The following is a 25,661-nucleotide window of genomic DNA, read 5'->3' as shown; positions in this document are numbered from 1 at the left end:
ATAAATATTGTATTGACTGTGATGCAGCGGCCACTGAATTATTTATTTATACTGATCACTTCCGTGGCACTGTCAGCTTGTTCCAATACGAAATACCTTCAAAAAAGCCAGTTGCTGTATATCAACAGCAGCGTAGAAGTAAAGGGAGATGCCTCTTCCATAGATAAGCAAAACCTTCGCAGTTCCCTTACATCCAAACAACTGATGATGCAGCAGTCCAATAAACCCTTTATTGGTACCCGCTTCAAAGTATGGCTGTATAACCAGAAATACAACGAGAAGAAGTCTAACTGGTTCTGGAACCTGATGCTCTCCAAACGCAACCTTGATGAACCCGTGATCTACGATTCCCTGAAAACAAAGGAATCTGTGAAACGTATGGTCAGTTATATGAATAACCAGGGTTATTTCTATGCCACCGTAGATTATCACGAAACGATCAAAAAACAGAAGGTAAGCGTCAAATACAAAGTGAATACCGGCCGTAACTTTATCATCAACAAAATAGATTACGAAATACCAGACTCCAGCCTGCTGGACCTTACAAAGAAAAATGAATCATTATCGCTGATAAAACCCGGTATGGCCTACAAACAGGAGCTGCTGGGCAGTGAACGTGAAAGGCTCATGCGTGTGATGCGCAATGCCGGTTATTATAAATTTGACCGCGATGCGATAGAGTTTGAGATAGATACCCTGCATAAAATGCTGTTCCGTAACCTGATGAACCCATTCGAGGGTATCGTGAACGTGTACAATGAAAAGAAAGGACTGGACCGCCCGACCATGGATATCACGGTGAAGATCCGTAACCCGGATGATTCGGCTGCCCATTACGACCTTTATCATATAGATAGCATATACACTTATCCGGATTATCCGGCCTACGGGAATACGGCTGATTCTACCTTTAAAGAGCTGCAACGGAAAGACCTCACCATCCGTTACCGGCAGAGCTTATTAAAACCGGCCGTATTATCGAGATCAGTTCTGCTGCGCAGCTCAGATCTCTATTCACAGCAAAAGACGAACGACGCCATTAACCGCCTGTATGATTTAGGCGCCTGGCAGTTTGTAACGCTGCAATACAAGGAAAAGAAAGATACTTCCCATAAACTGGACGCTTACATTTATCTGACACCGAAACGCCGTCAGGAAATAGGGGCCAACTTCGAGGTAAGTACCAGCTCCGATTACCTGCTGGGTAGTGGTATCACGCTGAACTATAAACACCTGAATATCGCCCGTTCCGCCACTCAGCTGAATATCACGCTGAACGGTGGTATAGAACTGATCCGCAACCAGGCAAATACCTGGATGCTGCAGTCGCAGGAGATCGGCGGACAGGTAAGCCTGATCTTCCCCCGCTTCATCATTCCTTTTTTCAAAGTAGCGCAGACGAACCGTTCTACAGGAAGAACAAGGTTAACCACCGGGGTAGATTACCTGACACGTATTGATAAGTTCTACATCTCCAACGTAAATGCCTCCTTTGGTTACGAATGGAACGAGTCCCAGAACAAACGCTGGATCGTTAAACCGATATCCCTGAACTATGTGGGAGTAAATCTGAATAAATTATTCCGCGACTCTACTGTTGCAAAAAACCCTTACCTGCAGAGAAGTTTTGAACCGGCATTCATCGGCGGAGAGAACGTAACCTATATCTTCAGTAATAACGACATCTACCATAAACTGCATAACTCTTATTTCCGCGCGAACATAGAGGAATCCGGCGCATGGCTGAACGGGATCAACAGCCTGTGGGGCGCAGCTACCAATTACAAAACGAACCTGGATACATTAACACATACTTCCATCGCCAACTTTGTAAAGCTGGAAGTGGATTACAGGCATTACTGGAACCTGACCACACACACGACCCTGGCCACCCGTGCTTATGCCGGAGTAGGTATTGCCTATGGCCACTCAAGCGTACTGCCTTATATCCGGCAGTTTACCGCCGGAGGGCCTAACAGTATACGTGCATGGCGTTTGCGTACTTTAGGTCCGGGTACCTATAAAGATACTTCTGCAACGGCGATCAGCTTCCCCGATCAGACAGGCGACATGAAACTGGAAGGCAATGTGGAGTACCGGTTCGACCTGCTTCGTTTGTTTAACGGCACCATCAACCTGAAAGGAGCAACTTTCCTGGATGCAGGTAACATCTGGATGCTGAGGAAAGACGCGGACCGTCCGGGATCGAACTTTCAGTTGTCCAACTTTTATCACGACCTCGCCGTTGGTACCGGCGCAGGTTTACGACTGGATTTCTCTTTCTTCCTGATAAGGCTGGATTGGGGCATTCCCATCAAAGTGCCTTACTTTACCGGTAATAAAAATGGCTGGTATCTCAGCGAATGGCAACTGGGTGATGGCAGATGGCGCAGAGATAATATCATCTGGAATATTGCGATCGGTTATCCTTTCTGATCTTTAAATTCATCTATAAATACCTGAATATCTTTTGCATCTTCCAATCTGAAGGTGCCTATTCTTGTTCTGCACAGGCTACTCATATAACCACCTACTCCCAATGCAGCGCCAAAGTCATTTGCCAGTGAACGGATATAAGTACCGGTACTGCATACTACTCTGAAGTGTACTACAGGTAATTCTATTTTAGTAATCTCAAATTCAGCGATGAAAATACTTCTTGGTTCTACCTTCACTTCTACTCCTTTACGAGCCAGCTCATAAATAGGTTTCCCGTTCTGTTTGATAGCGGAGTGAATAGGTGGTAATTGCTGCTGTGCTCCCATGAACTGCTTTGTAGCATCCAGGATAGCCTGATCAGTAATTCCGTCCAGGGGTTTGAAATCGACAGGTTCAGATTCCAGGTCGTACGTAGGTGTTACTGACCCCAATGTGAATGTACCCGTATATTCTTTTTCTGCAGCCTGGTATTCATTGATCTTCTTTGTCATTTTACCGGTACAGCAAATCAGTAAACCGGTAGCCAGCGGGTCTAAGGTACCGGCATGGCCAGTTTTAGCCCTGGTGGTATTCCTTATTTTACGCACTACATCGAAGGAGGTCCATTTCAATGGTTTATTGATCAATACTACCTGTCCTTCTTCGTAAATATTTTTGTCTGCCGTCTGATTCATGGCGCAAATATAAGTGGGTTAGGGATTTTTTACTATTTTCACAGAATTTTCAGACTATGTCCTTAGTACAACACGGCAACGCAAACATCAGATACCAGCAACAGGTGGACAATTCCATTAACTACGTAATGCCCTTTATTGAAGCGGCCATGCCCATTACGCCGGATATCCGGATCATGGAGATTGGCTGTGGGGAAGGCGGCGTATTAATCCCCTTCCTGGAAAAAGGATGTCATTGTGTAGGTGTGGACTTATCCGATGATAAGATCGCACTGGGGCATGAATTCCTGAAGCAGTATGTAGATGCAGGTATCATGCAACTCATCAACAAAAATATTTATGATGTTGATTTTTTGGGAGAGTTCAAACATTCTTTTGATCTTATTATCCTGAAAGATGCCATCGAACATATTCCTGATCAGGCCAGGATCATCGGTTATCTCAAAAACCTCCTGACGCCAAGAGGTCAGGTTTATTTTGGTTTCCCTCCCTGGTATATGCCACATGGCGGCCATCAGCAGACCTGCCGGAGCAAGGTGCTGAATATGATGCCTTATATACATTTACTCCCTAACCCTTTTTATAAAGGACTTTTACGTGCTTTTAAAGAAGATGAATCTGTGATCACCGAATTGATGGAGATCAAGGATACAGGAATTTCTATTGAACGGTTTGAGAAGATCGTGAAAGAACAGGGGTATGGTATTACTAAAAAGCAATTCTATCTCATAAATCCTATCTACAAATATAAATTCGGATTGAAACCAAGATTACAGTGGGGACCTGTAGCGAAGTTACCTTTCTTAAGGAATTTTGTTACAACCTGCGTGTATTACATGATACACTAGATTACCATCTGTATCTATTGGTATACCGGATTGCTACCCGCCGGCTTTACAGGTCATTCCATATTTCCCAGCTGGCTTCAGCCTGCAGGATGAGCATTTCATGTCCGTTCTTGATGGTTGCACCCTTCTCTTTTCCCTGTTTCAGGAAAGAAGTTGTAGCCGGGTTATAGATCAGATCGTATAACAGGTGTTTGGAAGAGAGGAACTGGTAAGGTATTTCCGGAGCTGCATCTTCATTAGGGTACATTCCGAGAGGAGTAGTATTGATAATGATGGTATTTTCTTCCATCACATCCGCATCCAGCTGATCATAGGTCACGGCGCCGTGAGCAGCCTTCCTGCTTACCAGCTTATAAGGGATATTGAGTGCTTCCAGTACGTATTGCACAGCCTTGGCAGCACCACCTGTACCCAGTATTAATGCGTTGGTATGATGGGACTTCAGTAATGGCTCCAGGGATCTCCTGAACCCTATGGCATCTGTATTAAAGCCGGTCTTAATACCGTCGATAAAGCGGATACAGTTCACGGCTTTGATCTGTGCAGCAGCAGGGCTTAGTTCATCTAAATAAGGAATTACCGCCTGTTTGTAAGGGATGGTGACGTTTAGTCCGCATAATTCCGGCTGATCTTTCAGCAGGGAAGTAAGCTCTTTTATAGTGGGCAGCGGAAAATTATCGTAGATACAATCTTTAATATTCTCTTTAGCAAATTTCTCAGCAAAGAAACCCTTAGAAAACGAATGGCTGAGAGGATAGCCAATAAGACCGTATACTTTCATAACTGAAGAAATTTAGTGCTGATATTTAAACTCCGATTTAACTACGTTAGAAACTCCGTTCCAGCTACATGTTAGCTACTGTATTGCCCCTTGTTGCTACATTCAGCTCCGTTAGGAGCTACGTGTTTGCAGCAAATGTTTATGTTCTTTAATCGACTCCGTAGGAGTCCCCTTCTATGTTGAATATCAGTGGGCTCCTACGGAGTCGGTGTTTTGTTGATGAATGTATTTCTACAAATGCGTGGCTCCTAACGGAGCCTATTATGTTCTGTATTATTCCTTATCCAGGAAGAGATGGAAAGTGTCGCCTCTGAGGCCAACACGCATAGCTTCCAGGGAAATTACTTCATGAGGAGCCAGGTTGCCCAGGTTGGCATTACAGCCAATCAGTTCCAGGAAATACAGCTGTTGTGCTTTCTGAGGCGCTTCCCAGATGATCTTTTCAGCAGGGATCTGCGTCAGGATTTCCTGTACCAGCCCTTCACGTACTTCACCGGTACCGCGGTAGATACCTACGTTACCACTTTCACGGGCTTCTGCGATCACATAGGTAGCACCAGCGCCCAGTTCAGCGCTCATCAGCTCGATCCACTTGTAAGGAGGGATAATGTGTTCTGCATCTTTAGAACCCACTTCACTCAGTACCAGTCCGATTTTAGCTAATTTCTCAATATAACCGCATTTCTCAGCATGAGGGATAGTGATAGAACCATCGGATACTTCCATCATCGTGATGCCGTAGTCCTTGATGATGTTTACATACTCCTGAAACTGGTTCCTGATGAGGAAGGCTTCGAATAAAGTTCCACCGAAATATACCGGGATGTTAGCAGCCTGGTATATTTCAATCTTTTGACGCAGATTAGGCGTAACGAAAGAGGTGCCAAAACCCAGTTTTAAAATATCTACGTGTGGCGCCGCGACCGATAAAAAATTCTTAGCTTCTTCCAAACTTAATCCTTTGTCCATGACCATTGTTAGTCCATGGTTGCGAGGCTTCTTTGTCCGATCGGGAATTTGTGTCAGATTAAAATTCATTTAAAACATTTTTATCGTCCTGGTCAGTAACCCTATCATCTAAATATAAAGGCACTGAGGACGGGCCTTCATAAATGTAATGGTATGGAATAGTAAATAATATATGTATATAAAACCGGCGCAAAATTACTACATTCCAATTAAAGTGTCTCAAATAAGAATTTCAGGAAATGTAAAATGCGAAACACCGAACGCCGGCATTGAGCGTTCAGCGTTTCGCATTTGGTATAAGCGTTACGCTATCTTATTGATTTTTACCGCGTTTGGTCTTTTTATAGCGTGATATGACCTCCACAATTGAGCTGTGTTGCAACAATGAAGGATCTAACTCTATCAGTTTTTTCACATGTTTGGCAGAGCGTTGCAGGGCATTTTCCAGCAAAATCAATCCTTCTTTGGATTTTCCCAGGGCAAACTGCACGGCTGCACGATAGTATAACAATACCGGCTTGTAACCCAGTTTGTTATCTGCTGCATCCAGCTGCGTCAATGCTTCCTGGTAGAAGCCGGAGATGTAGAGACCGCGGATAAATTCCTGCCAGGTGGTAATACTGGAGGGACGTAAGCGAACGGCTGCCAGGAGGTGGATAAGCCCTTCTTTATTACGGTCCAGCTCTATGAAGCACTGCCCCAGCGCTATCAGGTATTCAGCGTTGTTCTTATTGATCTTAATAGCGCTGTTGATGGATTTTATGGCATTCTCCCAGTTGGATTCTGTCATATAGGCCACCCCTATCTTATAATAGAGTTTATCGTCGCTGGGGCTTAAGTGAGAAGCCTTGCGGTAATAATACCTTGCCTGCGTGTATTTGCGCTGTCTTTCGTAACAGTGGCCGATAGCCTCATAGATAACGTCTTCCGGTTTGGCTATTTCCAGGTGTTTTTTCAACACTTCAATAGCTTCTGCGTACTTACGTAAGCGGATGTAGGCATCCCCCATGTTACGGTAGGCATAATCGAACTTCTCATCGATTACAATAGCGTACTGGTAGGCATCTATTGCTTTCTCGTAGAGTTTCAGCCCCTGAAAGGCAGTAGCGAGATTAAACCAGGCAAGCTGATTATAAGGGTGTTCGTTGATAATATTGGTATGAAGGCGGATGCTTTCTTCGTTCCTGCCGGTGAATTCCGTCCAGAAACAGATTTTATGCAGGGCTTCTTCATTATTGGGAGCGTGCTCCAGAGTAAGTTTGAGGCAGTCGAATACTTTGTCGAATTCTTCGCAGTCGTCGTACACATCGGCCAGTTCCAGTAACAGTTCCGTCTTATCTTCTCCTTCGAATATTGCAATCTGTTCTTCCAGCAAAGCTGCGGCTTTCGCATGCTGGTTCATTGCCAGGAATACGTCTGTTTGTAAGATGTACAGGTTAATATCTGTACTGTCAAGGATGGCTGCTTTTTCCAGCAGCTCCATGGCATCCTGGTATTTTTTTGCTTCTATGAGCAGATTTGCTTTTTTTAGTAAGAGGGAGGACGAATAAGGGAACTGCTCGATTGCTATTTCAGCAGCGTGCATTGCATTGGGGAGTTCGTCATGCTCATCATAATAATCTATGATCAGTTCGAAAGAATCCTCATCGAGAAAGGAATGAGACTGGCCAGATTTCAGGTTTTCAAACTGCTGCAACAAGTCTCTCAGCTCCTCAAAATCTTCGTTGAAAAATGGAAAGTCTTGATTCATTACTGTAAATATAAGAAATTTTTGAATCGTGCGCCAGGGCCCAAAGTAGCAAGCTTTATGAAAACATTAACATTTATTTAAGAATTTATCGTAACTTAGTTAAGGATTTGTTATAAAATATATTGAAAAGTTTGTACATTTGTGCTACAATGAAACAGATAACTAACATATTTCAGGCCTTTTCATTGTCTTTCTTTTTGGCGGGCGCTCTGGCAGTAGTTGCTATCAGTGCACATGCCAGTGACAACATATTAACCGACAAGAATAAAGACAAGATAAAGAAAACAGAGAGCGGATTATCGCTGATGCCTAAAGCTAACTTAAGCCTGGATGCAGGTTTTCGTTACAGTGGTTCTATGACGTCAGCATTCCGGTTGTCTGATAACAGTGCCTTGAGCATTAAGTCAGTAATGACTTTTAAGAAAGGGAACGTGACGTACGTGTTGCCTTATGCGACGCAGATACAACCACCTTCCAACATGAACTTCCATCATCTGCAGATCATTCTGCCTTTGAAAAGGAACTAATTACAACTGATATTGCATTCCTGCATATAAGAAAGGCTTCGGGACCACCGAAGCCTTTCGTTTTTATAGTTAGTTCCCAATCTTCGACATTTCTTCCCTGCTGATCTCTTTATAGCCCGATTTAGGTGTATCGAAATAAGATCCCGGTACTGCGAACAGATCTACTTTCGTAGCGATCATCGTTGTCTTGGTCCCGTTTTTATTCAGGATCTCAAACTGTAAAGGAATACCCTTCAGGTTTACGAAACGGCGGTTGAACTGTTTGTTCTCAGGAACCAGATCGGTTGAATAGTACACGTCAAAGGTCTGGCCATCAGGCATTTTACCCACAGAGCGTTTACAGGTATATCCTGCTATCTCCTTGGTTTCCTTTGCGTCTGTGAACTGAACGCTGGCATATTGTTTCAGCTCCTTTTCATAATCCTCTTTTCCCGCGCGGATCAGGTATTTATCACCATGATTATCAATCAGTGTAACCACTGTCTGATTCCGGCTGTCTATAAGATAACTATAATGAAGGGCTTTAAAGTCGATGTCTACACGGCTTTGATGGCCTTTTACGTATTGTGTGAGCGTACCTCCTTCAAAAGTTGGATCAGCAGGTTGCCCGGCCGTTTCCATTTTGTAAACAATTTTCGCGTCTGAGACCAGGCGTTGTGCAGTTAACCGGCCGGTGATCAGGCTGAATAACAAAAACGTTAATAGATATTTCTGCATAACAAGTGTTGTGTGATTCATAGGTATATTGAAAAAATCATACCGGTTTACCATTTCATTTTTTCTTTAGTCAGAAATGCCTGTATACCACGTTGACAGTCAGCATGTTCACGGGTTTCAGCGTTTCTTTGGGCAGCACCTTCCAATGCCTCTCCGAGGGGTAAATCCAGTACCCCGGCAATCAGTTTTTTAGTCACTTTCAGTGAATTGGCAGAGGTCCCGCTGCACAGGTCGTCTGCAATTTTCGCTACATATTCCGCTATCTCGGCAGCAGGGACCACCTGATTCACAAGACCGTAGTACTCCGCTTTCTGGGCAGATATCAGTCTGCCGGTCAGTAGCAGGTCGCGTGCACGCCCTTCCCCTATCTTCCTTACCAGGAATACGGATACCAGTGCAGGGATAAAGCCGATCTTCACTTCCGTATATCCAAGCAATGCATCAGGTACGGCATAACTCAGGTCGCAGAGGGTTACCAGTCCGCATCCGCCGGCAATGGCATGTCCTTCCACCTGGGCAATAATAACTTTATCGTGATAATAGATCTGCTGCATCAGTTGCATCAGAGAGCGGGAGTCTGCGAGGTTTTCGTCTCTTGTATTTTTCTGTAGCTGTTGTAGATATTCGAGGTCTGCGCCGGCGCAAAATGCTTCACCGGAGCCTTTCAGTACAATTACTTTTACGTTCGTGTCTTTTTCTGCTATGCTGAAGGCCGTCCGCAATTCTGCCACCATAGCTCCATTAAGCGCATTACGCTTTTCCGGACGGTGCAAGGTAACTGTTGCGACGCGCGCCGTTACATTATATAGGATATGTTCAAAAGTCATTTATTTTGTATTGGCAATTTCAGATTGCAGAATGAATATAGCAAGAACCTGCGAAATTCTGCAATCTGAAATTGTCAACCGGGCTTATTGGGTAATCTCTTCTATCACTTTTCCCACACAACCACTAGGCATCTGAATATGCAGCAAAGCAGCCAGGGTAGGCGTGATGTCCGTCATACCAATGGTGCGGTTACTATGGCCGGGATGAATCCCCCACCCCATCCATACCAGCGGAATATGCGCATCATAAGGATTCCATACACCATGTGTAGTTCCTGTTGCGCCACCCTCAATATAACCTGGCAGTAATACATACTGGATATCACCGCTGCGTTTAATATTGAATCCGTTGGTGATCATGGTACGCAATGGCTCTGCCAGTGTAGTGGTATTCAGCTCTGTTAATGAAAAGGCATTGGAGATGGCAGGTTGTTTCAGCAGGTTAGCGATGATCAGATCTCTGACCTCTTTCTCATTTTTTCCGCTTTTAGCGATGGCATCGTGGTCCAGGCTTAACTGGAAGTTATCTGCTGCAATGATGGTTTTCTCTATACCGAAACGGTCCTTTACCAGCTGGTTAAGGTTAGTTATTAATTTTGGATCACTGTAAGCCTTGCCGGGAAGCTTGTTTTCTTCCATAAAACCAGGTACATGAGCCACGCCATGATCTGCTGTAATGAAAAAGGTGTATTGTCCCTTCCCTACGGTCGCATCCAGGTACTTAAAGAAGGTATCCAGGTCTTTGTCAAGGCGCAGGTAAACATCCTCTATTTCGATCGAATTAGGCCCAAACTGATGACCTGCATAATCTGTGGACGAAAGGCTGATAGCCAGCATATCTGTCACAGCACCTTTACCTAACTGGTAAGCTTCTACCGCTTTTTTGGCAAATTCCAGGGTCATGGTATTTCCAAAAGGCGTAGCCGCTATCGGCGGATCAGCATATGGGAATACCGGAGCAGTAGCACCTTTGAAGCTGCCTTCATAGGGTTTGTTATCTTCCGTACTCAGTTTGTATGATTCTATGGGATATAGGGTAGTCCAGGGCTGGCTCAGGTAACGTGCAGGCCACTTTTCATTATTAAAGTCTTTTGCCCAGGATGGCAGTTCCTTCATATAATAAGTACTGCTGATCCAGTTGTTGGTAGCGCCATCGAACCAGTAAGCAGCAGTAGCGGCATGTCCCGCAGGTAAAATGGAGCCTCTGTCTTTAATCGCCACGCCGATCACCTTGCTCTGAAAATTGTTAGAGAGGCGCAGTTCATCACCGATAGTGGTCACCAGCATATTGCGGGGGCTCATTTTTCCGGCAGCGGAAGTGCTGCCCACGGTGCTTACGGATGTATCTTCTGCACAGTAGAGGTCTCTTCCCAGCTCCCGGCTATACCAGCTGTTGCCGATAATTCCGTGAACAGCAGGAACAGAACCCGTATATATACAGGTATGTCCGCAGGCCGTAATCGTAGGAGTATAATTAATTAATGTATTTTCGCAGGAGAACCCATCCTTCAGTAACCGTTTGAAGCCACCATTAGTATAGCGGTCCGAGTAACGGTAGAGGTAGTCCCATCGCATTTGATCCACCACTATGCCGACCACCAGTTTGGGACGATTTGCATTTTTTACTTTGCTTTGTGTATTAACGGTAATAGGTTTGGGAGAGGTTGCTTTTTGTGCGATTCCGTTCTGTGAGGTGTATAATAATGTTGCCACGCAGATTCCCGAAAGAAATTTCCAGTTCATATTTAAGAAATTGTTCACTTTTATAAAAGTAAAGCAAGTTTACAAAAACTAATATTTTAATACCTTTGTGTCCGATTGATTCAAACATTATTAATCATTACTTAACATATGGATATATTCGAGAAACTGCTTAAACACATGGGCCCGATCGGCGAACACTCAAATAGAGCCCATGGTTATTTCGCTTTTCCTAAGCTGGAAGGTGAAATTGGTCCCCGCATGAACTTCCGGGGCAATGAAAAGATTGTTTGGAGCCTGAACAACTACCTGGGCCTGGCTAACCATCCCGAGGTACGTGCTACAGATGCCAAAGCAGCAGCAGATTATGGACTTGCCACTCCAATGGGGGCCCGTATGATGAGTGGTAACACTAACTACCATGAGAAGCTGGAGAAAGAATTATCCGACTACATGGGCAAGGAAGACACTACCCTGCTCAACTATGGTTACCAGGGTATTATGAGTTCTATCGATGCTATCTGCAACCGCAGGGACGTGATCGTATACGACGCAGAATGCCACGCCAGTATCATAGACGGATTACGTCTCCACCAGGGTCATCGTTATGTGTTCAAACACAATGATATAGATGATCTGGAAAAACAATTGAAACGTGCAGAAGAACTGTCTAAAACCAATGGTGGTGGTATCCTTGTAATTACTGAGGGTGTGTTCGGTATGGCCGGCGACCAGGGTAAGCTGAAGGAAATTGCTGCGCTGAAAGACAAATACGAATTCCGTTTCCTCGTAGATGATGCGCATGGATTCGGTACTATGGGTAAAACCGGTGCCGGTACAGGTGAAGAGCAGGGTGTTCAGGACAAAATTGACCTGATTTTCAACACTTTCGCAAAATCCGGTGCTTCTATCGGCGCTTTCATTAGCGGAGATAAAGCGATCATTAACTACCTGCGTTATAATTCACGTTCCCAGATCTTTGCTAAATCTATTCCTTTGCCTTTGGTGATTGGTCACTTAAAGCGTGTGGAACTGATGCGCAAACATCCGGAAATGAAAGCTAAACTGTGGGAGAACGTTAATAAGCTGCAAAAAGGTCTTCGCGACCGTGGCTTTGATATTGGTCAGACTAACTCTCCTGTTACCCCTATCTATCTTCAGGGTGATATTCCGGAAGCTACTGCCATGTGTCTGGACCTCCGTGAGAACTACAACATCTTCTGTTCTATCGTGGTATATCCTGTTATACCTAAAGGGCAGATCATTTACCGTCTTATTCCTACCGCTGCTCATGGCGATCAGGATATAGAACTTACCCTCGAAGCATTCACCCAAACCAAGGCCAAATTGGATAAAAAAGAATACAAAGTGGCTGAGATACCTATGGTGTAACAATATTGCTGATAAGTGCCCTGTATTGCCGGAAGGTGATACAGGGCTTTTTTATTGCCGGTCAACTTTCCACAAGCCTCTCAATGAGTTTCATCAATACCATAAAATGAGAGTGCATTCTTGTCTTTTAAACAGGATAAATCCCTATCTGGAATGATCTTCTGATAGAATATTAATGAAGTCTGGGATTGTTTTAACCAGAATGGTTATGCGGGGATGAGTTGGCTTGATTATTGAAATAAATTACATGCTTCCTTGAAAATAAGGAGGCCCCGGGATACTCCCGGGGCCTCACAGCAAATCGTTCTTTCTCACTAGGTGTTATTCACTTAGCTTTCATTAGGACATGGTAGAACTATGGTTTTCATAGAATAAGGAATCCTTTTGATTCCAGGGATAATTTATAGGATAGTAGTCAATAGGTATAGGATAGTCTTCTTTTATTTCATTAGGTATAGGATAGTAATTTTTGTTTGGTCGACTTAACGTCGACCTTTTTTATTTGCTTCTCTCTTTATCAAAAGTAGGTTAACCACTGCTATATAAGCTCACACGAAGATGGGATTTTGTTAATGAGTTGTTAAAACGAATGTGTAATACAATAATTGGATTATTAACAGAAAACACCCGACAATACTCATTTCGCGTATAAGAAAGTTTATAAGTGTATGATGAACAATTGTTAAATACTGTTAAAAATGAAAAAGTGCAGCATAACACCCATGTGGGATATACGCTGCACCCGTTAATAAATTAATAGATACGTTTTATACTAAATGTGATTCGATCGCTGTATCATAATTATTCTTCCAGTCGGCAACAGTACCCCAGCTATCACCATCAATTACTACCTGCTCACCATGTACGGTACCTATCTTCTCAAAACGGACAGAGTAATCAGTAGCATCTACCAGGCTGTGTAACAGCGACTCAAACTTGTCTTTATCTTCTGGTCTGATTGTAACGACTACACGGCTCTGGCTTTCACCAAACAGGTAAGCATCCTTGCGGAAATTACTGTTGGTATGGATATCGAACCCAAGTCCGCCGGCCATTGCGCTTTCCAGCAGTGTAATGAATAATCCGCCCTCACTTACATCGTGGGCAGACTGTAACAATCCGGCTTTGTTCAGCTTGGTAATAGCCTGTTGCAGTTGCTGTTCTTCTTCCAGGTGGAAGTGAGGTGCAGGGCTGTACTCTATCCCGATCAGCTTGTGCAGGTACTCAGAACTGCTGATATCATTACGGCTTCTGCCTACCAGGTACACCAGGTGACCGGTTTGCTTGAAGTTTAAAGTGATACGCTGTTCAATGCTGTCCAGGATACCCAGCATACCAATAGTAGGTGTAGGATACACCGGACCATCAGGAGACTGGTTATAGAAGCTCACGTTACCACCGGTAACGGGTGTATTAAACTTACGGCAGGCCTCGCCCATTCCCTTCAGTGCATATACGAACTGATAGTATACTTCAGGATCGTAAGGGTTACCAAAGTTCAGGCAATTGGTAATAGCAACCGGTTCACCACCACTGCATACGATATTACGGGCAGCTTCGGCAACGGCTATTTGTCCGCCAGTGTGAGGATCAGCAAATACATAACGGCTGTTACAGTCGGTCGTTAATGCCAGGGCCTTCTTAGTACCCTTAACGATAACAATGGCCGCATCACTCGGAGCATTGGTGCTGGCATTAGCAGTACCTACCATGCTGTCGTACTGGGTATAGATCCAGCGTTTGGAAGCAATATTAGGCAGTTTTACCAGCCTTTCAGCTGCAAAACGGGCATGCAGGGTATCCTGTATGTTCTGTATATCAAATGCTTTGATCTTTTCAAAGTAAGCAGGTTCTGTATAAGCGCGGTGATATTGAGGAGCGCCACCACCAAGGACCATACTTTCAGCAGGAACATCTGCTTCCAGATGACCATTCATATAGAACTTCAGGTTCTTATCAGTTGTTACTTCACCGATCTGTACGCAGTGCAGGTCCCATTTCTCAAATATCTTCAATACTTCAGCTTCCTGACCTTTGTGCAATACGATCAGCATTCTTTCCTGGCTTTCGCTCAGCAGCATTTCCCATGCTTTCATATTCTCCTGGCGGGTAGGTACCTTATCCAGGTGAATGATCATACCATGTTCTCCCTTTGCACTCATCTCTGCGGTAGAGCAGGTGATACCAGCGGCACCCATATCCTGCATACCTACCAAAGCACCTGTAGGAATGATTTCCAGGCAGGCTTCCAGCAGTTTCTTTTCCTGGAAAGGATCTCCTACCTGTACGGATGGCAGATCTTCCACGCTGTCTTCTGTAATGTTTGCACTGGCGAAAGAAGCACCGCCGATACCGTCTTTACCGGTAGCAGAACCTACTATAAATACAGGATTACCTGCACCATAGGAAGTAGCGGAAACTGTTTGTCCAACTTTCACAATACCAACGCTCATGGCGTTCACCAGGGGATTGGTACCGTAGCAGTCTTCGAAATATGCTTCACCACCCACGGTAGGAACACCGAAGCAGTTACCATAATGGCCTATGCCATGTACAATACCTTTTAAGAGGTGCTGGGTTTTCTTATCGTTGAGATTACCGAAACGCAGGGAATTTAAGGCCGCAATAGGACGGGCACCCATAGTAAAGATATCACGGTGGATACCTCCCACACCAGTAGCAGCACCCTGGAAGGGTTCGATTGCTGAAGGGTGATTATGAGATTCTATTTTAAATACGCAGGCGTAACCATCACCAATATCTACCAGGCCGGCATTCTCCTCCCCTGCTTTTACCAGCAGGCGTTCCCCGTCACGGGGCAGGGATTTCAGCCATACAATTGAATTCTTGTAACTGCAATGCTCACTCCACATTACAGAGTACATACTTAATTCAGTAAAATTAGGAGTGCGGCCCATTATGCTGACAATACGTTCAAATTCGTCAGCAGTAAGACCAAGCTGTTCGGCAGTTTCAACAGTAGTTTGGGAAAACTTATCTGTAGTTTCTACGGTAGTTTGCATGTAACTAAAAGTATGAGTACGATAGATAAAAGAAGATGCGAAACTACAGGTTTTTCCTGCAATTGACAAAGGATATTGAACGTGAAACAGTTTATTTGCAGTAAAGACAATACTTTGCGGGTTTCAGAGCGAAATGCAGCGAATACTGCGCCAAATTAGCAGTTTATACAGATTATTATTTTTTTAATGTGTTAGTTTGCTTGTTAATGGCTGTTGTTTTTTTATTTAAAAATTAAAAAATTAACCCTTTTTGACCAAAAAATGTAATTTTTTAGTTAAAATCAACTTATTTCTTGCTTATGTAAGCACAAGAGCGTTCTTTTGTGTAAAATTATTTACAGCATGCAATCGTTACGCTTCACCGCGCTGGAAAACCTCTCCGGCGTTGATCTAAAAATCAAACCCGAACCAACTAACGGTACTAAGATTACTGAAGTTTTCGGTATTAATGTTTTTACAGGAAAAGCAATGCGCGAAAATCTGAGTGACGAAGCTTATAAGAGCTTAAACAACTCAATTAAAGCCGGCACCAAGATCGAGCGCAAAATGGCTGAGCAGATAGCTTCCGGTATGAAACAATGGGCAATGAAAAAAGGTGTGACTCACTACACACACTGGTTTCAACCTTTAACCGGCACTACCGCTGAAAAACATGACTCCTTTTTTACCCTGAAAGGTGACGGTACTGCACTGGAAACTTTTGACGGAGATGCGCTTGTTCAGCAGGAACCAGATGCTTCCAGCTTCCCTAACGGTGGTTTACGTGCAACTTTCGAAGCACGTGGTTACACTGCATGGGATCCATCCTCTCCTCCATTTATCCTGGAGCAGGGAGCAGGTAAAACACTTTGCATTCCTACTATATTTGTTGCTTACACCGGTGAATCACTGGATTACAAAGCTCCATTGCTGAAAGCCCTTTCCGCTCTGGATAAAGCTGCTGTAGACGTATGTAACTACTTCGATAAAAATGTAACCAAGATCACTGCTACTTTAGGTTGGGAACAGGAATATTTCATCGTAGATGAAGCCCTGGCTAACGCCCGCCCTGACCTGGTAATGTGTGGCCGTACAGTAGTGGGTCATGCTCCTTCAAAAGGCCAGCAGCTGGAAGATCATTACTTTGGTTCTATTCCTGAACGTGCATATGCTTTCATGCGCGACTTCGAAGAAGAGTCTTACAAACTGGGTATTCCTTTAAGGACCCGTCACAACGAGGTTGCACCTTCTCAGTTCGAGTGTGCACCTATATTTGAAGAAGTAAACATAGCAGTAGATCACAACTCCCTGCTGATGGACGTAATGGCTAAAGTAGCTAAACGTCATAAGCTGAGAGTATTACTGCATGAGAAACCATTTGCAGGTATCAACGGTTCCGGTAAACACAATAACTGGAGCATGGCTACCGACACTGGCGTAAACCTGCTGGCTCCCGGTAAAACACCGAAGACCAACCTGATGTTCCTGACTTTCTTCGTTAACACGATCAAAGCGGTTCATGACTACGCCGACCTGATGAGAGCTTCTATTGCTTCACCAAGCAATGACTTCCGTCTGGGTGCTAACGAAGCGCCTCCGGCTATCATCTCTGTGTTCTCCGGTAAATACCTGTACGATGTTCTGCAGGAAGTTAAAACCCGCGTAAACAACAAGTTTGATGAGCAGGACGAAGCTATCCTGAAACTGGACCTTCACCGTCATATTCCTGAACTGTTACTGGATAACACCGACCGTAACCGTACTTCACCTTTTGCCTTCACTGGTAACAAGTTTGAATTCCGTGCCGTAGGTTCTTCTGCTAACTGCGCATCAGCGATGACAGTGCTGAATACAATCGTTGCTAAAACCCTCACTAACTTCAAGGTAGAGGTAGATGCACTGATAGAAAAAGGCGAGAAAAAAGAGATTGCTATTATGCAAACTCTTCGGAAATATATTGTAGATTCGGAAAAAGTTTTATTTGAAGGCGACGGATACAGTGAAGAATGGGAAAAAGAAGCCGAAAGAAGAGGTTTACCTAACGTAAAAACTACTCCTCAGGCACTGGATGCATTCGTTACCGCAAAATCAGCAAAACTTTTCTCAGAAGTTGGTGTGTATAACGAGAAAGAATTACATGCACGTCATGAGATTCTGCTCGAGGATTATGTGAAGAAAGTGCAGATCGAAGCCCGCGTAATCGGCGACCTGGCTACCAACACGATCCTGCCTTCAGCAATTTCTTACATGAACATACTGGTGGAAAACATCCGTGGTCTGAAAGAAATAGGTCTGGGAGATTCTGCGGTTAAAGCGCAGAAACAGATCGCTGAAAAAATTGCTGAACATGTAAATGTCATCAGTGAGAACGTACAGGCTATGATCGAGGCGCGCAAAGTAACCAATAAAGTTGCCGACAGCCGTCAGAAAGCTATAGATTACTGTGAAAAAATTAAGCCGTACTTTGATGTGATCCGATACCACTCCGATAAACTGGAGTTCCTTGTGGATGACAAAATGTGGGCATTGCCCAAGTACAGAGAGCTGCTTTTCTTGCGATAAAACCGTAAGATTGTTTTGGTGTATGATTAGCCCCGGATCTTCATCCGGGGCTTTGTGTTTTTAGTAATGATCCTATATCAAACGTTATAAAAAGCCATTCTTTTATAGCAGAACCGCTTCCTTTTTCTGATAATTATGCTTATCTTCAACTACTCCTAATAACCGCATACTCCACCCTTTGTTAACATCGTATACCCTGTAGCACACTTATACCGGTCATTTCACACAACTCTTTAACCCTTCTCAACTTATCTATCATGAATAAGCATTCTATACCCATGCCTTCAGCAGTCATTATTGCTGCTACCCTGCTAAAAGTTACATCCTGCTCAGGGTGTACATAAGAAAGCCGTCCTGCTTGCGGCAGAACGGCTTTCTTTATTTTTCACATTACAGGTCAGTTATACCAACTTGAATGTTTCTGTAAACTTAGTAGTGAAGTTACCTTTACGGAAGTTCTCATCACGCATCAGCTGCTGGTGGAAAGGAATGGTTGTCTTCACTCCTTCTATCACAAATTCACTGAGCGCACGTTCCATCGTATTGATCGCTTCTTCACGGGTTTGTGCGATGGTGATCAGTTTAGCTACCATGGAATCATAATACGGAGGGATAACATATCCTGCGTAAATATGGGAATCCACACGTACACCATGACCGCCAGGGATGTGTAATACCGTGATCTTTCCTGGCGAAGGACGGAAATCATTAAACGGATCTTCCGCATTGATACGGCATTCGATCACATGCATTTCCGGTGTATAGTTCTTTCCGGAGATAGGAATACCGGCAGCAATCTTGATCTGTTCTTTTACCAGGTCAAAGTTGATTACCTCTTCCGTAACACCGTGTTCCACCTGGATACGAGTGTTCATTTCCATGAAGTAGAAGTTGCGGTGCTTATCTACCAGGAACTCAATGGTACCTACGCTTTCGTAATTGATAGCAGATGCCGCTTTAATAGCAGCTTCTCCCATCCTCTCGCGCAGCTCAGGAGTCATGAACGGAGAAGGGGATTCTTCTACCAGTTTCTGGTGACGGCGCTGGATGGAGCAGTCACGCTCACTAAGGTGACATACTTTACCATATTGGTCGCCAGCTACCTGTATTTCAATGTGGCGGGGTTCTTCCACGAATTTCTCCATGTAGATGCCGTCGTTATTGAAGGAAGCGCGTGCTTCGTTTTTAGCCATGTTATAAGCTGTTTCCAGCTCACTTTCCTGCCAAACCACACGCATCCCCTTACCACCACCACCGGCAGTTGCCTTGAGGATAATAGGCAGGCCCATTTCCTTGGCAATTTTCTTCGCTTCATCCAGGCTCTGTAACAAACCTGCTGAACCTGGGATAACCGGTACACCGGCAGCTATCATTGTTTCTTTGGCAGTAATTTTATCTCCCATCTTACGGATCATATCCGGTGTGGGTCCGATAAACTTAATACCATGCTCACCACAGATTTCAGCGAACCTTGCATTTTCTGCCAGGAAGCCGTAACCGGGATGTATAGCATCTGCATTGGTAATTTCAGCAGCCGCCATCAGGTGAGGTATATTCAGATAAGATTCGCTGCTTTGTGGTTTTCCAATGCACACTGCCTCGTCTGCAAATTTTACATGCAGGCTATCTTTATCCGCAGTAGAATAAACAGCCACCGTTTTGATGCCCATTTCTTTACAGGTACGGATGATACGCAGGGCAATCTCTCCACGGTTGGCAATCAATATTTTCTTAAACATGTTTTTTCAATAGGTTAAAGAAAAAGTAATAAGCCCAAAAGGTTGGAAAACTATAAGGTTGGGAAGTACACTTACCACCTTATAATATTCCAACCTTTTCAACTAACAAATTATGGTTCTACCAGGAATAAAGGCTGATCGTATTCCACGGGAGAAGCGTCATCTACCAGTACTTTTACGATTTTACCACTTACTTCACTTTCGATCTCATTGAACAGCTTCATAGCTTCAATGATACAAACTACCTTACCGGTGGTCACTTCGTCGCCGACGTTCACGAAAGATGGTTTGTCAGGACCAGGACTACGATAGAAGGTACCGATCATAGGAGATTTGATGGTAACCAGGTTATCAACTTTCGCTTCTGGTGCTTTAGGAGCTTCTGCTGATACAGCAACCTGAGGGACTGACTGTGCTACTGCCTGGATTGGTGTTGCTGGCATAGTAAACACTTGCTGAGTCTCGTTATCCTTTTGCTTTATTGTAATCTTAAACTTGTCCTGCTCGATGCTCAGTTCACTGATATTGGACTTATTGACCATTTTTACCAGCTCCTGAATCTGTTTAAAATCCATGTAGACAGTTTTTGGTTTAGAAATGCTTGAAGTAGATAAAATTATGGACTAAAACTATTCTTTTACTCTCTCTATGTAATCACCTGTTTTGGTATTCACCCTGATCAGCTCACCTTCATTCACGAACAATGGCACATTCACAGTTGCGCCGGTTTCTACGGTAGCTTGTTTCAGGGTACGGGTAGCAGTATCCCCTTTTAAACCTGGTTCTGAGTAAGTAACCTTCATTACTATCTTATCAGGCAGTTCCACACTCATATGTTGGTCTGTTTCAGTATTAATAGATACAGATACTTCCTGACCATCTTTCAGGAATTGAGGTGCATCAATCATGGTTTCGGGAAGAGCGATCTGTTCGAAAGTTTCGTTATCCATGAAGTTGTAACCACTGTCGTCTTTATATAAAAACTGGAAAGTTTTCTTTTCAACACGTACAGGATAGATTGTATCGCCTGAGTTCCAGGTATGTTCAATAGAACGGCTATTGTCAACTCCCTTCAGTTTAGCCCATACTTTTGCAGCCGCTCTGGCTGTTTTGTTTTGACCAAACTCTACAACAGAATACAAGCTGTTATCCAGCTTTATGATTAATCCTGTTCTGATATCTGCAGTGGTAGCCATAAAAAGGTTACTTAATTTAAAGTTAAAAATTTACATTAGGATTGCAAAAGTAATTCATTCTTACAAAATCCCTCATGGAACTGGTTTCTTCCCCTAAATTTTCTTTTTAAGTTATAGACCTGGATATAACCTATTATTTTTTTTAGGAATGCAAACATAATGTAAGGAAGGGTAATCTAGTAATTTTTTTATAAAAAAGTGATAAAGAGCGTGAATAGTACTTATATAGTGTTGCTCCCTCAACCGGCTATTCCAAAATTCAATACCTTTAGCTCTTAGACAAAAATTATGAGTTATATGAAGCGTTATTTGTTCTTTTTGTGCTTATGCTGTCTGCCAGCGCTGTTATCCGCACAATCCCAAACTTCCGCCACGGCTGCAGACAAAGATAAGCCTCCATACCTGCAGTTCCCCTTTATCCCGGCATTTCCGCTTACTTTACCAGATGGGCATGTCATCACCAAAAACGACCTGAAAAAGAACACACAGACGATCGTTTTCATCTTTAGCGTTGATTGTGACCACTGTAAACACCTTACAGAGGAAGTATTGAAGAATATAGATAAGTTCAAAAAAACACAGATCCTGATGATTACTCCTTTTAAACCGGAGCAAATGAAGGAATATTACAATACTTATAAGATCAAAGATTACCCCAACATCGTTATGACGAGTGAACCCACCCGCCAGATCATGTACTATTACAATCTGCATTATTTCCCCGGCCTGTTTGTATATAATAAGAAACAGCAGTTTGTAAAGGGGTTCGAAGGTACTGTTAAGCTGGAACAACTGACAGAATACCTGAACTAATAACCCGATTATTCACCCTTAAATTTTATACATACGATGAAAGTTACTGTTGTAGGAGCTGGTAATGTAGGCGCAACCTGCGCTAATGTGCTGGCCCACAGAGATTTTTTGCAGGAAGTTGTGTTACTGGACATTAAGGAAGGTACCGCAGAAGGTAAGGCGTTGGATACCTGGCAGCAGGCCCCGATCGATTATTACAGCACCAAAGTGACAGGCGTTACAAACGACTATGCAAGAACTGCAAACAGCGATGTAGTGGTAATCACCTCTGGTTTACCCCGCAAACCCGGCATGAGCCGCGATGACCTCATTTCTACCAATGCCAATATCGTTAAATCCGTAACGGAAAACATCAGCAGGCATTCCCCGGATGCTATAATTATTGTTGTTAGTAATCCGCTGGACGTAATGACCTATTGCGCATTCCTCACCGCCAAAAAAGACAGCAGCAAAGTGTTCGGCATGGCCGGTATCCTGGATACTGCCCGTTACCGCGCTTTCCTGGCCGACGAAATTGGCTGTTCCCCTAAAGATATCCAGGCCATCCTGATGGGAGGCCATGGCGATACAATGGTCCCCCTTCCCCGCTACACCACAGTAGGTGGCATCCCGGTTACTGAACTGGTAGCTGCTGATAAGCTGGAAGCAATTATCCAGCGGACCAAGGTAGGTGGCGGTGAAATAGTGAATCTGCTGGGCACTTCCGCCTGGTATGCTCCGGGAGCTGCAGCTGCACAAATGGTAGAAGCTATCCTGAAAGATGAGAAACGCATCTTCCCTTGCTGCGCATGGTTAACCGGAGAATATGGACTGAAGGATATTTATCTGGGTGTTCCGGTGATACTGGGTAAAAAAGGCATAGAGAAAATTATAGAGCTTCAGCTGAACGACAGCGAAAAAGAATTACTCAGCACATCTGCTGTCCACGTGAAAGAAGTTATGGATGTACTGGATAATATGAAAGTTACAGCATAATATAACAATATTTAAATATAAGAGGCTGACTAGCAGATTACTACTGGTCAGCCTCTTTACTTTGGCTCTCCACCGGGTACAAAACCTTTCTCACAACGGGAAACATTCATTACATTCGTTTCAACGTTTTTATCAAACCTACTGCTTTGTTTGCCGAAATAATATGATTCATTCGTATTTTTAACCGGCTATATTCTCACTTATGTCAAACATAGAAAAACTTATCTCGCAAAAAACATTTTCGAGCGAGTATAACAAAGGGTTAATAGGTCTCATATTTGTTGGTAACTGGATTGTCTCACGCCATCAGCAATTCTTCAAGAAATTTGACATTACCATGCAGCAGTATAATATACTGCGCATACTGCGTGGGCAATATCCTAAAGCAGCGAATATCAATACTTTAAAGGAAAGAATGCTCGATAAAATGAGCGATGTATCACGTCTGGTAGAACGTCTTCGCAAGGCCGGACTGATAGAAAGAAAGAGTAGCGAAATAGACCGCCGCGCAGTAGATGTACAAATTACTGCCAAGGGGTTAGCGTTATTGGAAACGATGGATGTTGACCTTCCCGATCTGGAAGATTCTCTCAAATTATCTCTCTCCGAAGACGAAATATTACAACTGAATGGACTCCTCGATAAGGTATTAACCCGTTATTAGATGAAATTGATTGAGTATTGATACTCAATCAATTTCATCTAATTTATACTTGATAGTTTCCAGATAATTCAGGTCCTTACCAAAAGTCTCCTCTACCGTATACGCAGCGATCAACGCTATTACAATTGTGATCGTACCAACTATAGCCCCGCTCTGCAGATAGGTAACGTAATGCTGTAAATAGATGAAAAGCATTGTGATCAAGGGAAGCATGCCACGGGCAAAGTTAGGAACAGTGATCGCAACCGTAGCCCGGAGGTTAGTACCGAAGCTCTCTGCAGCGATAGTTACAAAGATCGCCCAGAAGCCGACACTGAATCCAAGAATAAAACAAACGGTATAAAACAACCATTTTTCTATTCCATGCAGATTTAGATAAACAGCTACACAAGCTCCTGTCAATAACAGGAAAATTATCATCACCTTACGACGACTTTTAAGCAACTGACTGAGGAGACCTGTTGTAAAATCTCCTAATACCAGACCCGTATAACAAAAAGCAACCGCATCACCAGGACTGATAGGCTCTTTTATCCCCATCTCTATCGCAAACTTATTGGAAAAGGCAATCAGGATACCTACTACAAACCAGGTGGGAGTACCTAACAACACACATTTCAGGTACTTAAGAAACCGTGTACGATCATTGAAGAGCGCCAGGAAACTTCCTCTGCGGATGGTACTATCTTCCACAGTACTGCTAAACATACCGGATTCCATTACACTGATACGCAACAGGAGCAATATCAGTCCTAATCCCCCACCGATAAAATAACAGTAACGCCAGTCCGGCACCAGCTTGGCAATGAGGTTCGCCGCTACAGCTCCGGAAACGCCTACGGTAGCAACGATCATCGTTCCGTACCCACGCTTTTCCTTTGGCAGTATTTCCGCTACCAGCGTAATACCGGCACCCAGCTCTCCTGCCAGGCCCAGACCAGCCACAAATCTCCAGAACAGATAACCATTGGTACCGGTCACAAAACCGTTGGCAATATTGGCAATAGAATATAATAATATAGAACCGAACAATACGCGTAATCTTCCTTTCTTATCACCGATAATGCCCCAGAATATACCGCCGGCCAAAAGCCCCAGCATCTGTACACTTATCAGTAATGGTCCTACCCCGGTATCAATCTCTGTTTGCGAAACTCCCAGGTCTTTCAGACTGGGAACACGTACTATCGTGAAGAGAAGCAGATCATAGATATCTACAAAATAGCCTAACGAAGCTACTAACACAGCTACGTTAAAAATGGTTGCTGGGCGATTGCCGGATTTCATAGCGTGATTTAAGGTTTATTCATTCACATTAGTATGCGGTGGATGCGCATGTTTTGTTTTACCAAAGAATAACTTTAATAACACAGGTAATGTAGTAATTAATATCAATATAATGACAACCAGTTCGAGGTGATCTTTGAGCGTAGGGAAAAACTTATCAAGGTAATGACCTGCCAGCATCATAGAGAATACCCAGGAAAAAGAACTGATGATATTGAAGAACATGAACTTCTTCCTTTCCATCTTCACTATACCGGCAACGATAGGTGCGAACGTACGGATGATAGGCAGGAAACGGGCCAGGAATATAGCTCCTCCGCCATATTTATCGTAAAAATCCTTGGCCTGATACAGGTGTTTCTTCTTGAAGAAGAAGGTATCTTTCCTGCTGAATAATATAGGACCTGATTTAAGTCCGAACCAGAAACCAACCATATTGCCCAGCACACCAGCTATTGAAATCATCAGCATGATCACGACAAAAGGAACGTTGTAGAAGCTATCACTTATTAAGCCACCATAGATACCAGCAACAAATAAGAGGGAATCTCCGGGAAGGAAGAAACCTACGAATAAACCTGTTTCTGCAAAGATGATTATCAATAATAAATAAAGCCCGCCATGTTCAATGATCCATTGGGGATTGATAAGATGCTTGAATAACTCAATTAACTGATCCATATGATGTTTATAATCTTCAAAATTTCAGGTACTAATGTACATTTATGCCCTGCTGTATTCCTGCATAATCTGTTAATTAACATAGCGTACCAGACGGCAAAATAAGCATTAATGTGT

Annotated in this window: 21 protein-coding genes; 8 read left to right on the top strand and 13 right to left on the bottom strand. The window is 43.6% G+C overall.

The annotated features are described in order from the left end of the window. Nucleotides 1-21: 21 nt before the first annotated feature. Nucleotides 22-2,436 carry a translocation and assembly module lipoprotein TamL gene (gene tamL, locus GO495_RS08725; RefSeq protein ID WP_157299306.1) on the top strand — a complete coding sequence of 805 codons (2,415 nt, stop codon included), beginning with the start codon at nt 22-24 and terminating at the stop codon, nt 2,434-2,436. On the opposite strand, the gene truB is transcribed toward tamL, so the two are convergent. Then, complete coding sequence (gene truB / locus GO495_RS08720; RefSeq protein ID WP_157299305.1) at nt 2,424-3,113, bottom strand: tRNA pseudouridine(55) synthase TruB; 690 nt, start codon at nt 3,111-3,113, stop codon at nt 2,424-2,426. The two genes, tamL and truB, sit on opposite strands and share 13 nt — an antisense overlap. A 56-nt stretch (nt 3,114-3,169) precedes the next feature. Here truB and GO495_RS08715 point away from each other — a divergent pair, with 56 nt between their 5' ends. Further along, on the top strand, nt 3,170-3,961 hold the full coding sequence (locus tag GO495_RS08715) for a class I SAM-dependent methyltransferase (RefSeq protein WP_157299304.1): 792 nt from the start codon (nt 3,170-3,172) through the stop codon (nt 3,959-3,961). 46 nt (nt 3,962-4,007) lie between these two features. Here the strand turns inward: GO495_RS08715 and GO495_RS08710 are convergent, their stop codons facing one another. The 3 genes from GO495_RS08710 to GO495_RS08700 all read right to left on the bottom strand — a co-directional run bounded on the left by GO495_RS08710 (nt 4,008) and on the right by GO495_RS08700 (nt 7,461). Beyond that, nucleotides 4,008-4,742, bottom strand: coding sequence for a shikimate dehydrogenase family protein (locus GO495_RS08710; RefSeq protein WP_157299303.1), 735 nt, complete (start codon nt 4,740-4,742; stop codon nt 4,008-4,010). Between the two features lie 273 nt (nt 4,743-5,015). Next, entirely contained in the window at nt 5,016-5,780 is a 765-nt protein-coding gene (locus tag GO495_RS08705) for a phosphosulfolactate synthase (protein ID WP_157299302.1), read from the bottom strand. Nucleotides 5,781-6,024: 244 nt separating this feature from the next. Then, nucleotides 6,025-7,461 (bottom strand): tetratricopeptide repeat protein, encoded by a 1,437-nt coding sequence (locus tag GO495_RS08700; protein WP_157299301.1) that lies wholly within the window; start codon nt 7,459-7,461, stop codon nt 6,025-6,027. Between the two features lie 149 nt (nt 7,462-7,610). On the opposite strand from GO495_RS08700, the gene GO495_RS08695 reads away from it, so the two are divergent. Further along, nucleotides 7,611-7,988: a hypothetical protein gene (locus GO495_RS08695; protein WP_157299300.1), complete on the top strand. Its 378-nt coding sequence runs from the start codon at nt 7,611-7,613 to the stop codon at nt 7,986-7,988. 69 nt (nt 7,989-8,057) lie between these two features. Here the strand turns inward: GO495_RS08695 and GO495_RS08690 are convergent, their stop codons facing one another. From GO495_RS08690 to pafA, 3 genes are all read right to left on the bottom strand, one after another. After that, complete coding sequence (locus tag GO495_RS08690) at nt 8,058-8,705, bottom strand: hypothetical protein (RefSeq protein ID WP_157299299.1); 648 nt, start codon at nt 8,703-8,705, stop codon at nt 8,058-8,060. A gap of 47 nt (nt 8,706-8,752) precedes the next feature. Beyond that, on the bottom strand, nt 8,753-9,532 hold the full coding sequence (locus tag GO495_RS08685) for an enoyl-CoA hydratase/isomerase family protein (protein WP_157299298.1): 780 nt from the start codon (nt 9,530-9,532) through the stop codon (nt 8,753-8,755). Between the two features lie 84 nt (nt 9,533-9,616). Next, complete coding sequence (pafA, locus tag GO495_RS08680) at nt 9,617-11,275, bottom strand: alkaline phosphatase PafA (protein WP_157299297.1); 1,659 nt, start codon at nt 11,273-11,275, stop codon at nt 9,617-9,619. Nucleotides 11,276-11,383: 108 nt separating this feature from the next. On the opposite strand from pafA, the gene GO495_RS08675 reads away from it, so the two are divergent. After that, nucleotides 11,384-12,625 carry an aminotransferase class I/II-fold pyridoxal phosphate-dependent enzyme gene (locus GO495_RS08675; protein WP_157299296.1) on the top strand — a complete coding sequence of 414 codons (1,242 nt, stop codon included), beginning with the start codon at nt 11,384-11,386 and terminating at the stop codon, nt 12,623-12,625. A gap of 767 nt (nt 12,626-13,392) precedes the next feature. Here GO495_RS08675 and purL read toward each other — a convergent pair. Then, a complete protein-coding gene (gene purL, locus GO495_RS08670) occupies nt 13,393-15,648 on the bottom strand; it encodes a phosphoribosylformylglycinamidine synthase subunit PurL (RefSeq protein ID WP_157299295.1) in 2,256 nt (751 codons plus the stop codon). 342 nt (nt 15,649-15,990) lie between these two features. On the opposite strand from purL, the gene GO495_RS08665 reads away from it, so the two are divergent. Beyond that, nucleotides 15,991-18,189, top strand: coding sequence for a glutamine synthetase III family protein (locus GO495_RS08665; RefSeq protein WP_157299294.1), 2,199 nt, complete (start codon nt 15,991-15,993; stop codon nt 18,187-18,189). A 401-nt stretch (nt 18,190-18,590) separates the two neighbouring features. Here GO495_RS08665 and accC read toward each other — a convergent pair whose 3' ends face one another. From accC to efp, 3 genes are all read right to left on the bottom strand, one after another. Then, entirely contained in the window at nt 18,591-19,928 is a 1,338-nt protein-coding gene (gene accC, locus GO495_RS08660; protein ID WP_157299293.1) for an acetyl-CoA carboxylase biotin carboxylase subunit, read from the bottom strand. 110 nt (nt 19,929-20,038) lie between these two features. Beyond that, entirely contained in the window at nt 20,039-20,503 is a 465-nt protein-coding gene (gene accB, locus GO495_RS08655; protein WP_157299292.1) for an acetyl-CoA carboxylase biotin carboxyl carrier protein, read from the bottom strand. A gap of 54 nt (nt 20,504-20,557) precedes the next feature. Beyond that, complete coding sequence (gene efp, locus GO495_RS08650; RefSeq protein ID WP_157299291.1) at nt 20,558-21,124, bottom strand: elongation factor P; 567 nt, start codon at nt 21,122-21,124, stop codon at nt 20,558-20,560. Between the two features lie 297 nt (nt 21,125-21,421). On the opposite strand from efp, the gene GO495_RS08645 reads away from it, so the two are divergent. The 3 genes from GO495_RS08645 (at nt 21,422) to GO495_RS08635 (ending at nt 23,576) form a co-directional block, all read left to right on the top strand. Next, the gene (locus GO495_RS08645) at nt 21,422-21,937 is read left to right on the top strand and encodes a peroxiredoxin family protein (protein WP_157299290.1); all 516 of its coding nucleotides are present in this window, start codon (nt 21,422-21,424) and stop codon (nt 21,935-21,937) included. A 36-nt stretch (nt 21,938-21,973) separates the two neighbouring features. Next, nucleotides 21,974-22,912 (top strand): malate dehydrogenase, encoded by a 939-nt coding sequence (mdh, locus tag GO495_RS08640; protein WP_157299289.1) that lies wholly within the window; start codon nt 21,974-21,976, stop codon nt 22,910-22,912. Between the two features lie 202 nt (nt 22,913-23,114). Then, nucleotides 23,115-23,576 carry a MarR family winged helix-turn-helix transcriptional regulator gene (locus GO495_RS08635; RefSeq protein WP_157299288.1) on the top strand — a complete coding sequence of 154 codons (462 nt, stop codon included), beginning with the start codon at nt 23,115-23,117 and terminating at the stop codon, nt 23,574-23,576. 24 nt (nt 23,577-23,600) lie between these two features. Here the strand turns inward: GO495_RS08635 and GO495_RS08630 are convergent, their stop codons facing one another. Both GO495_RS08630 and GO495_RS08625 read right to left on the bottom strand, forming a co-directional pair. Beyond that, nucleotides 23,601-24,863, bottom strand: a complete 1,263-nt coding sequence (locus GO495_RS08630; RefSeq protein WP_157299287.1) for an MFS transporter — start codon at nt 24,861-24,863, stop codon at nt 23,601-23,603. Between the two features lie 15 nt (nt 24,864-24,878). Then, the gene (locus tag GO495_RS08625) at nt 24,879-25,544 is read right to left on the bottom strand and encodes a DedA family protein (RefSeq protein WP_157299286.1); all 666 of its coding nucleotides are present in this window, start codon (nt 25,542-25,544) and stop codon (nt 24,879-24,881) included. Between the last annotated feature and the right edge of the window lie 117 nt (nt 25,545-25,661).

This window comes from Chitinophaga oryziterrae (assembly GCF_009758125.1).
Classification (GTDB): Bacteria; Bacteroidota; Bacteroidia; order Chitinophagales; family Chitinophagaceae; genus Chitinophaga; species Chitinophaga oryziterrae.
Note: the sequence above shows the minus strand (reverse complement) of the source record. Positions and strands in the feature narration are given on the sequence as shown.

What these genes read in the sequence shown, in the direction of transcription:
- GO495_RS08685 (WP_157299298.1), bottom strand. Translation starts at nt 9,532, where the DNA reads ATGACTTTTGAACATATCCTATATAATGTAACGGCGCGCGTCGCAACA.
- accC (WP_157299293.1), bottom strand. Translation starts at nt 19,928, where the DNA reads ATGTTTAAGAAAATATTGATTGCCAACCGTGGAGAGATTGCCCTGCGT.
- purL (WP_157299295.1), bottom strand. Translation starts at nt 15,648, where the DNA reads ATGCAAACTACCGTAGAAACTACAGATAAGTTTTCCCAAACTACTGTT.
- mdh (WP_157299289.1), top strand. Translation starts at nt 21,974, where the DNA reads ATGAAAGTTACTGTTGTAGGAGCTGGTAATGTAGGCGCAACCTGCGCT.
- tamL (WP_157299306.1), top strand. Translation starts at nt 22, where the DNA reads ATGCAGCGGCCACTGAATTATTTATTTATACTGATCACTTCCGTGGCA.
- GO495_RS08675 (WP_157299296.1), top strand. Translation starts at nt 11,384, where the DNA reads ATGGATATATTCGAGAAACTGCTTAAACACATGGGCCCGATCGGCGAA.
- GO495_RS08645 (WP_157299290.1), top strand. Translation starts at nt 21,422, where the DNA reads ATGAAGCGTTATTTGTTCTTTTTGTGCTTATGCTGTCTGCCAGCGCTG.
- GO495_RS08700 (WP_157299301.1), bottom strand. Translation starts at nt 7,461, where the DNA reads ATGAATCAAGACTTTCCATTTTTCAACGAAGATTTTGAGGAGCTGAGA.
- GO495_RS08690 (WP_157299299.1), bottom strand. Translation starts at nt 8,705, where the DNA reads ATGCAGAAATATCTATTAACGTTTTTGTTATTCAGCCTGATCACCGGC.
- efp (WP_157299291.1), bottom strand. Translation starts at nt 21,124, where the DNA reads ATGGCTACCACTGCAGATATCAGAACAGGATTAATCATAAAGCTGGAT.
- GO495_RS08635 (WP_157299288.1), top strand. Translation starts at nt 23,115, where the DNA reads ATGTCAAACATAGAAAAACTTATCTCGCAAAAAACATTTTCGAGCGAG.
- GO495_RS08665 (WP_157299294.1), top strand. Translation starts at nt 15,991, where the DNA reads ATGCAATCGTTACGCTTCACCGCGCTGGAAAACCTCTCCGGCGTTGAT.
- pafA (WP_157299297.1), bottom strand. Translation starts at nt 11,275, where the DNA reads ATGAACTGGAAATTTCTTTCGGGAATCTGCGTGGCAACATTATTATAC.
- GO495_RS08630 (WP_157299287.1), bottom strand. Translation starts at nt 24,863, where the DNA reads ATGAAATCCGGCAATCGCCCAGCAACCATTTTTAACGTAGCTGTGTTA.
- GO495_RS08715 (WP_157299304.1), top strand. Translation starts at nt 3,170, where the DNA reads ATGTCCTTAGTACAACACGGCAACGCAAACATCAGATACCAGCAACAG.
- GO495_RS08695 (WP_157299300.1), top strand. Translation starts at nt 7,611, where the DNA reads ATGAAACAGATAACTAACATATTTCAGGCCTTTTCATTGTCTTTCTTT.
- truB (WP_157299305.1), bottom strand. Translation starts at nt 3,113, where the DNA reads ATGAATCAGACGGCAGACAAAAATATTTACGAAGAAGGACAGGTAGTA.
- GO495_RS08710 (WP_157299303.1), bottom strand. Translation starts at nt 4,742, where the DNA reads ATGAAAGTATACGGTCTTATTGGCTATCCTCTCAGCCATTCGTTTTCT.
- accB (WP_157299292.1), bottom strand. Translation starts at nt 20,503, where the DNA reads ATGGATTTTAAACAGATTCAGGAGCTGGTAAAAATGGTCAATAAGTCC.
- GO495_RS08705 (WP_157299302.1), bottom strand. Translation starts at nt 5,780, where the DNA reads ATGAATTTTAATCTGACACAAATTCCCGATCGGACAAAGAAGCCTCGC.
- GO495_RS08625 (WP_157299286.1), bottom strand. Translation starts at nt 25,544, where the DNA reads ATGGATCAGTTAATTGAGTTATTCAAGCATCTTATCAATCCCCAATGG.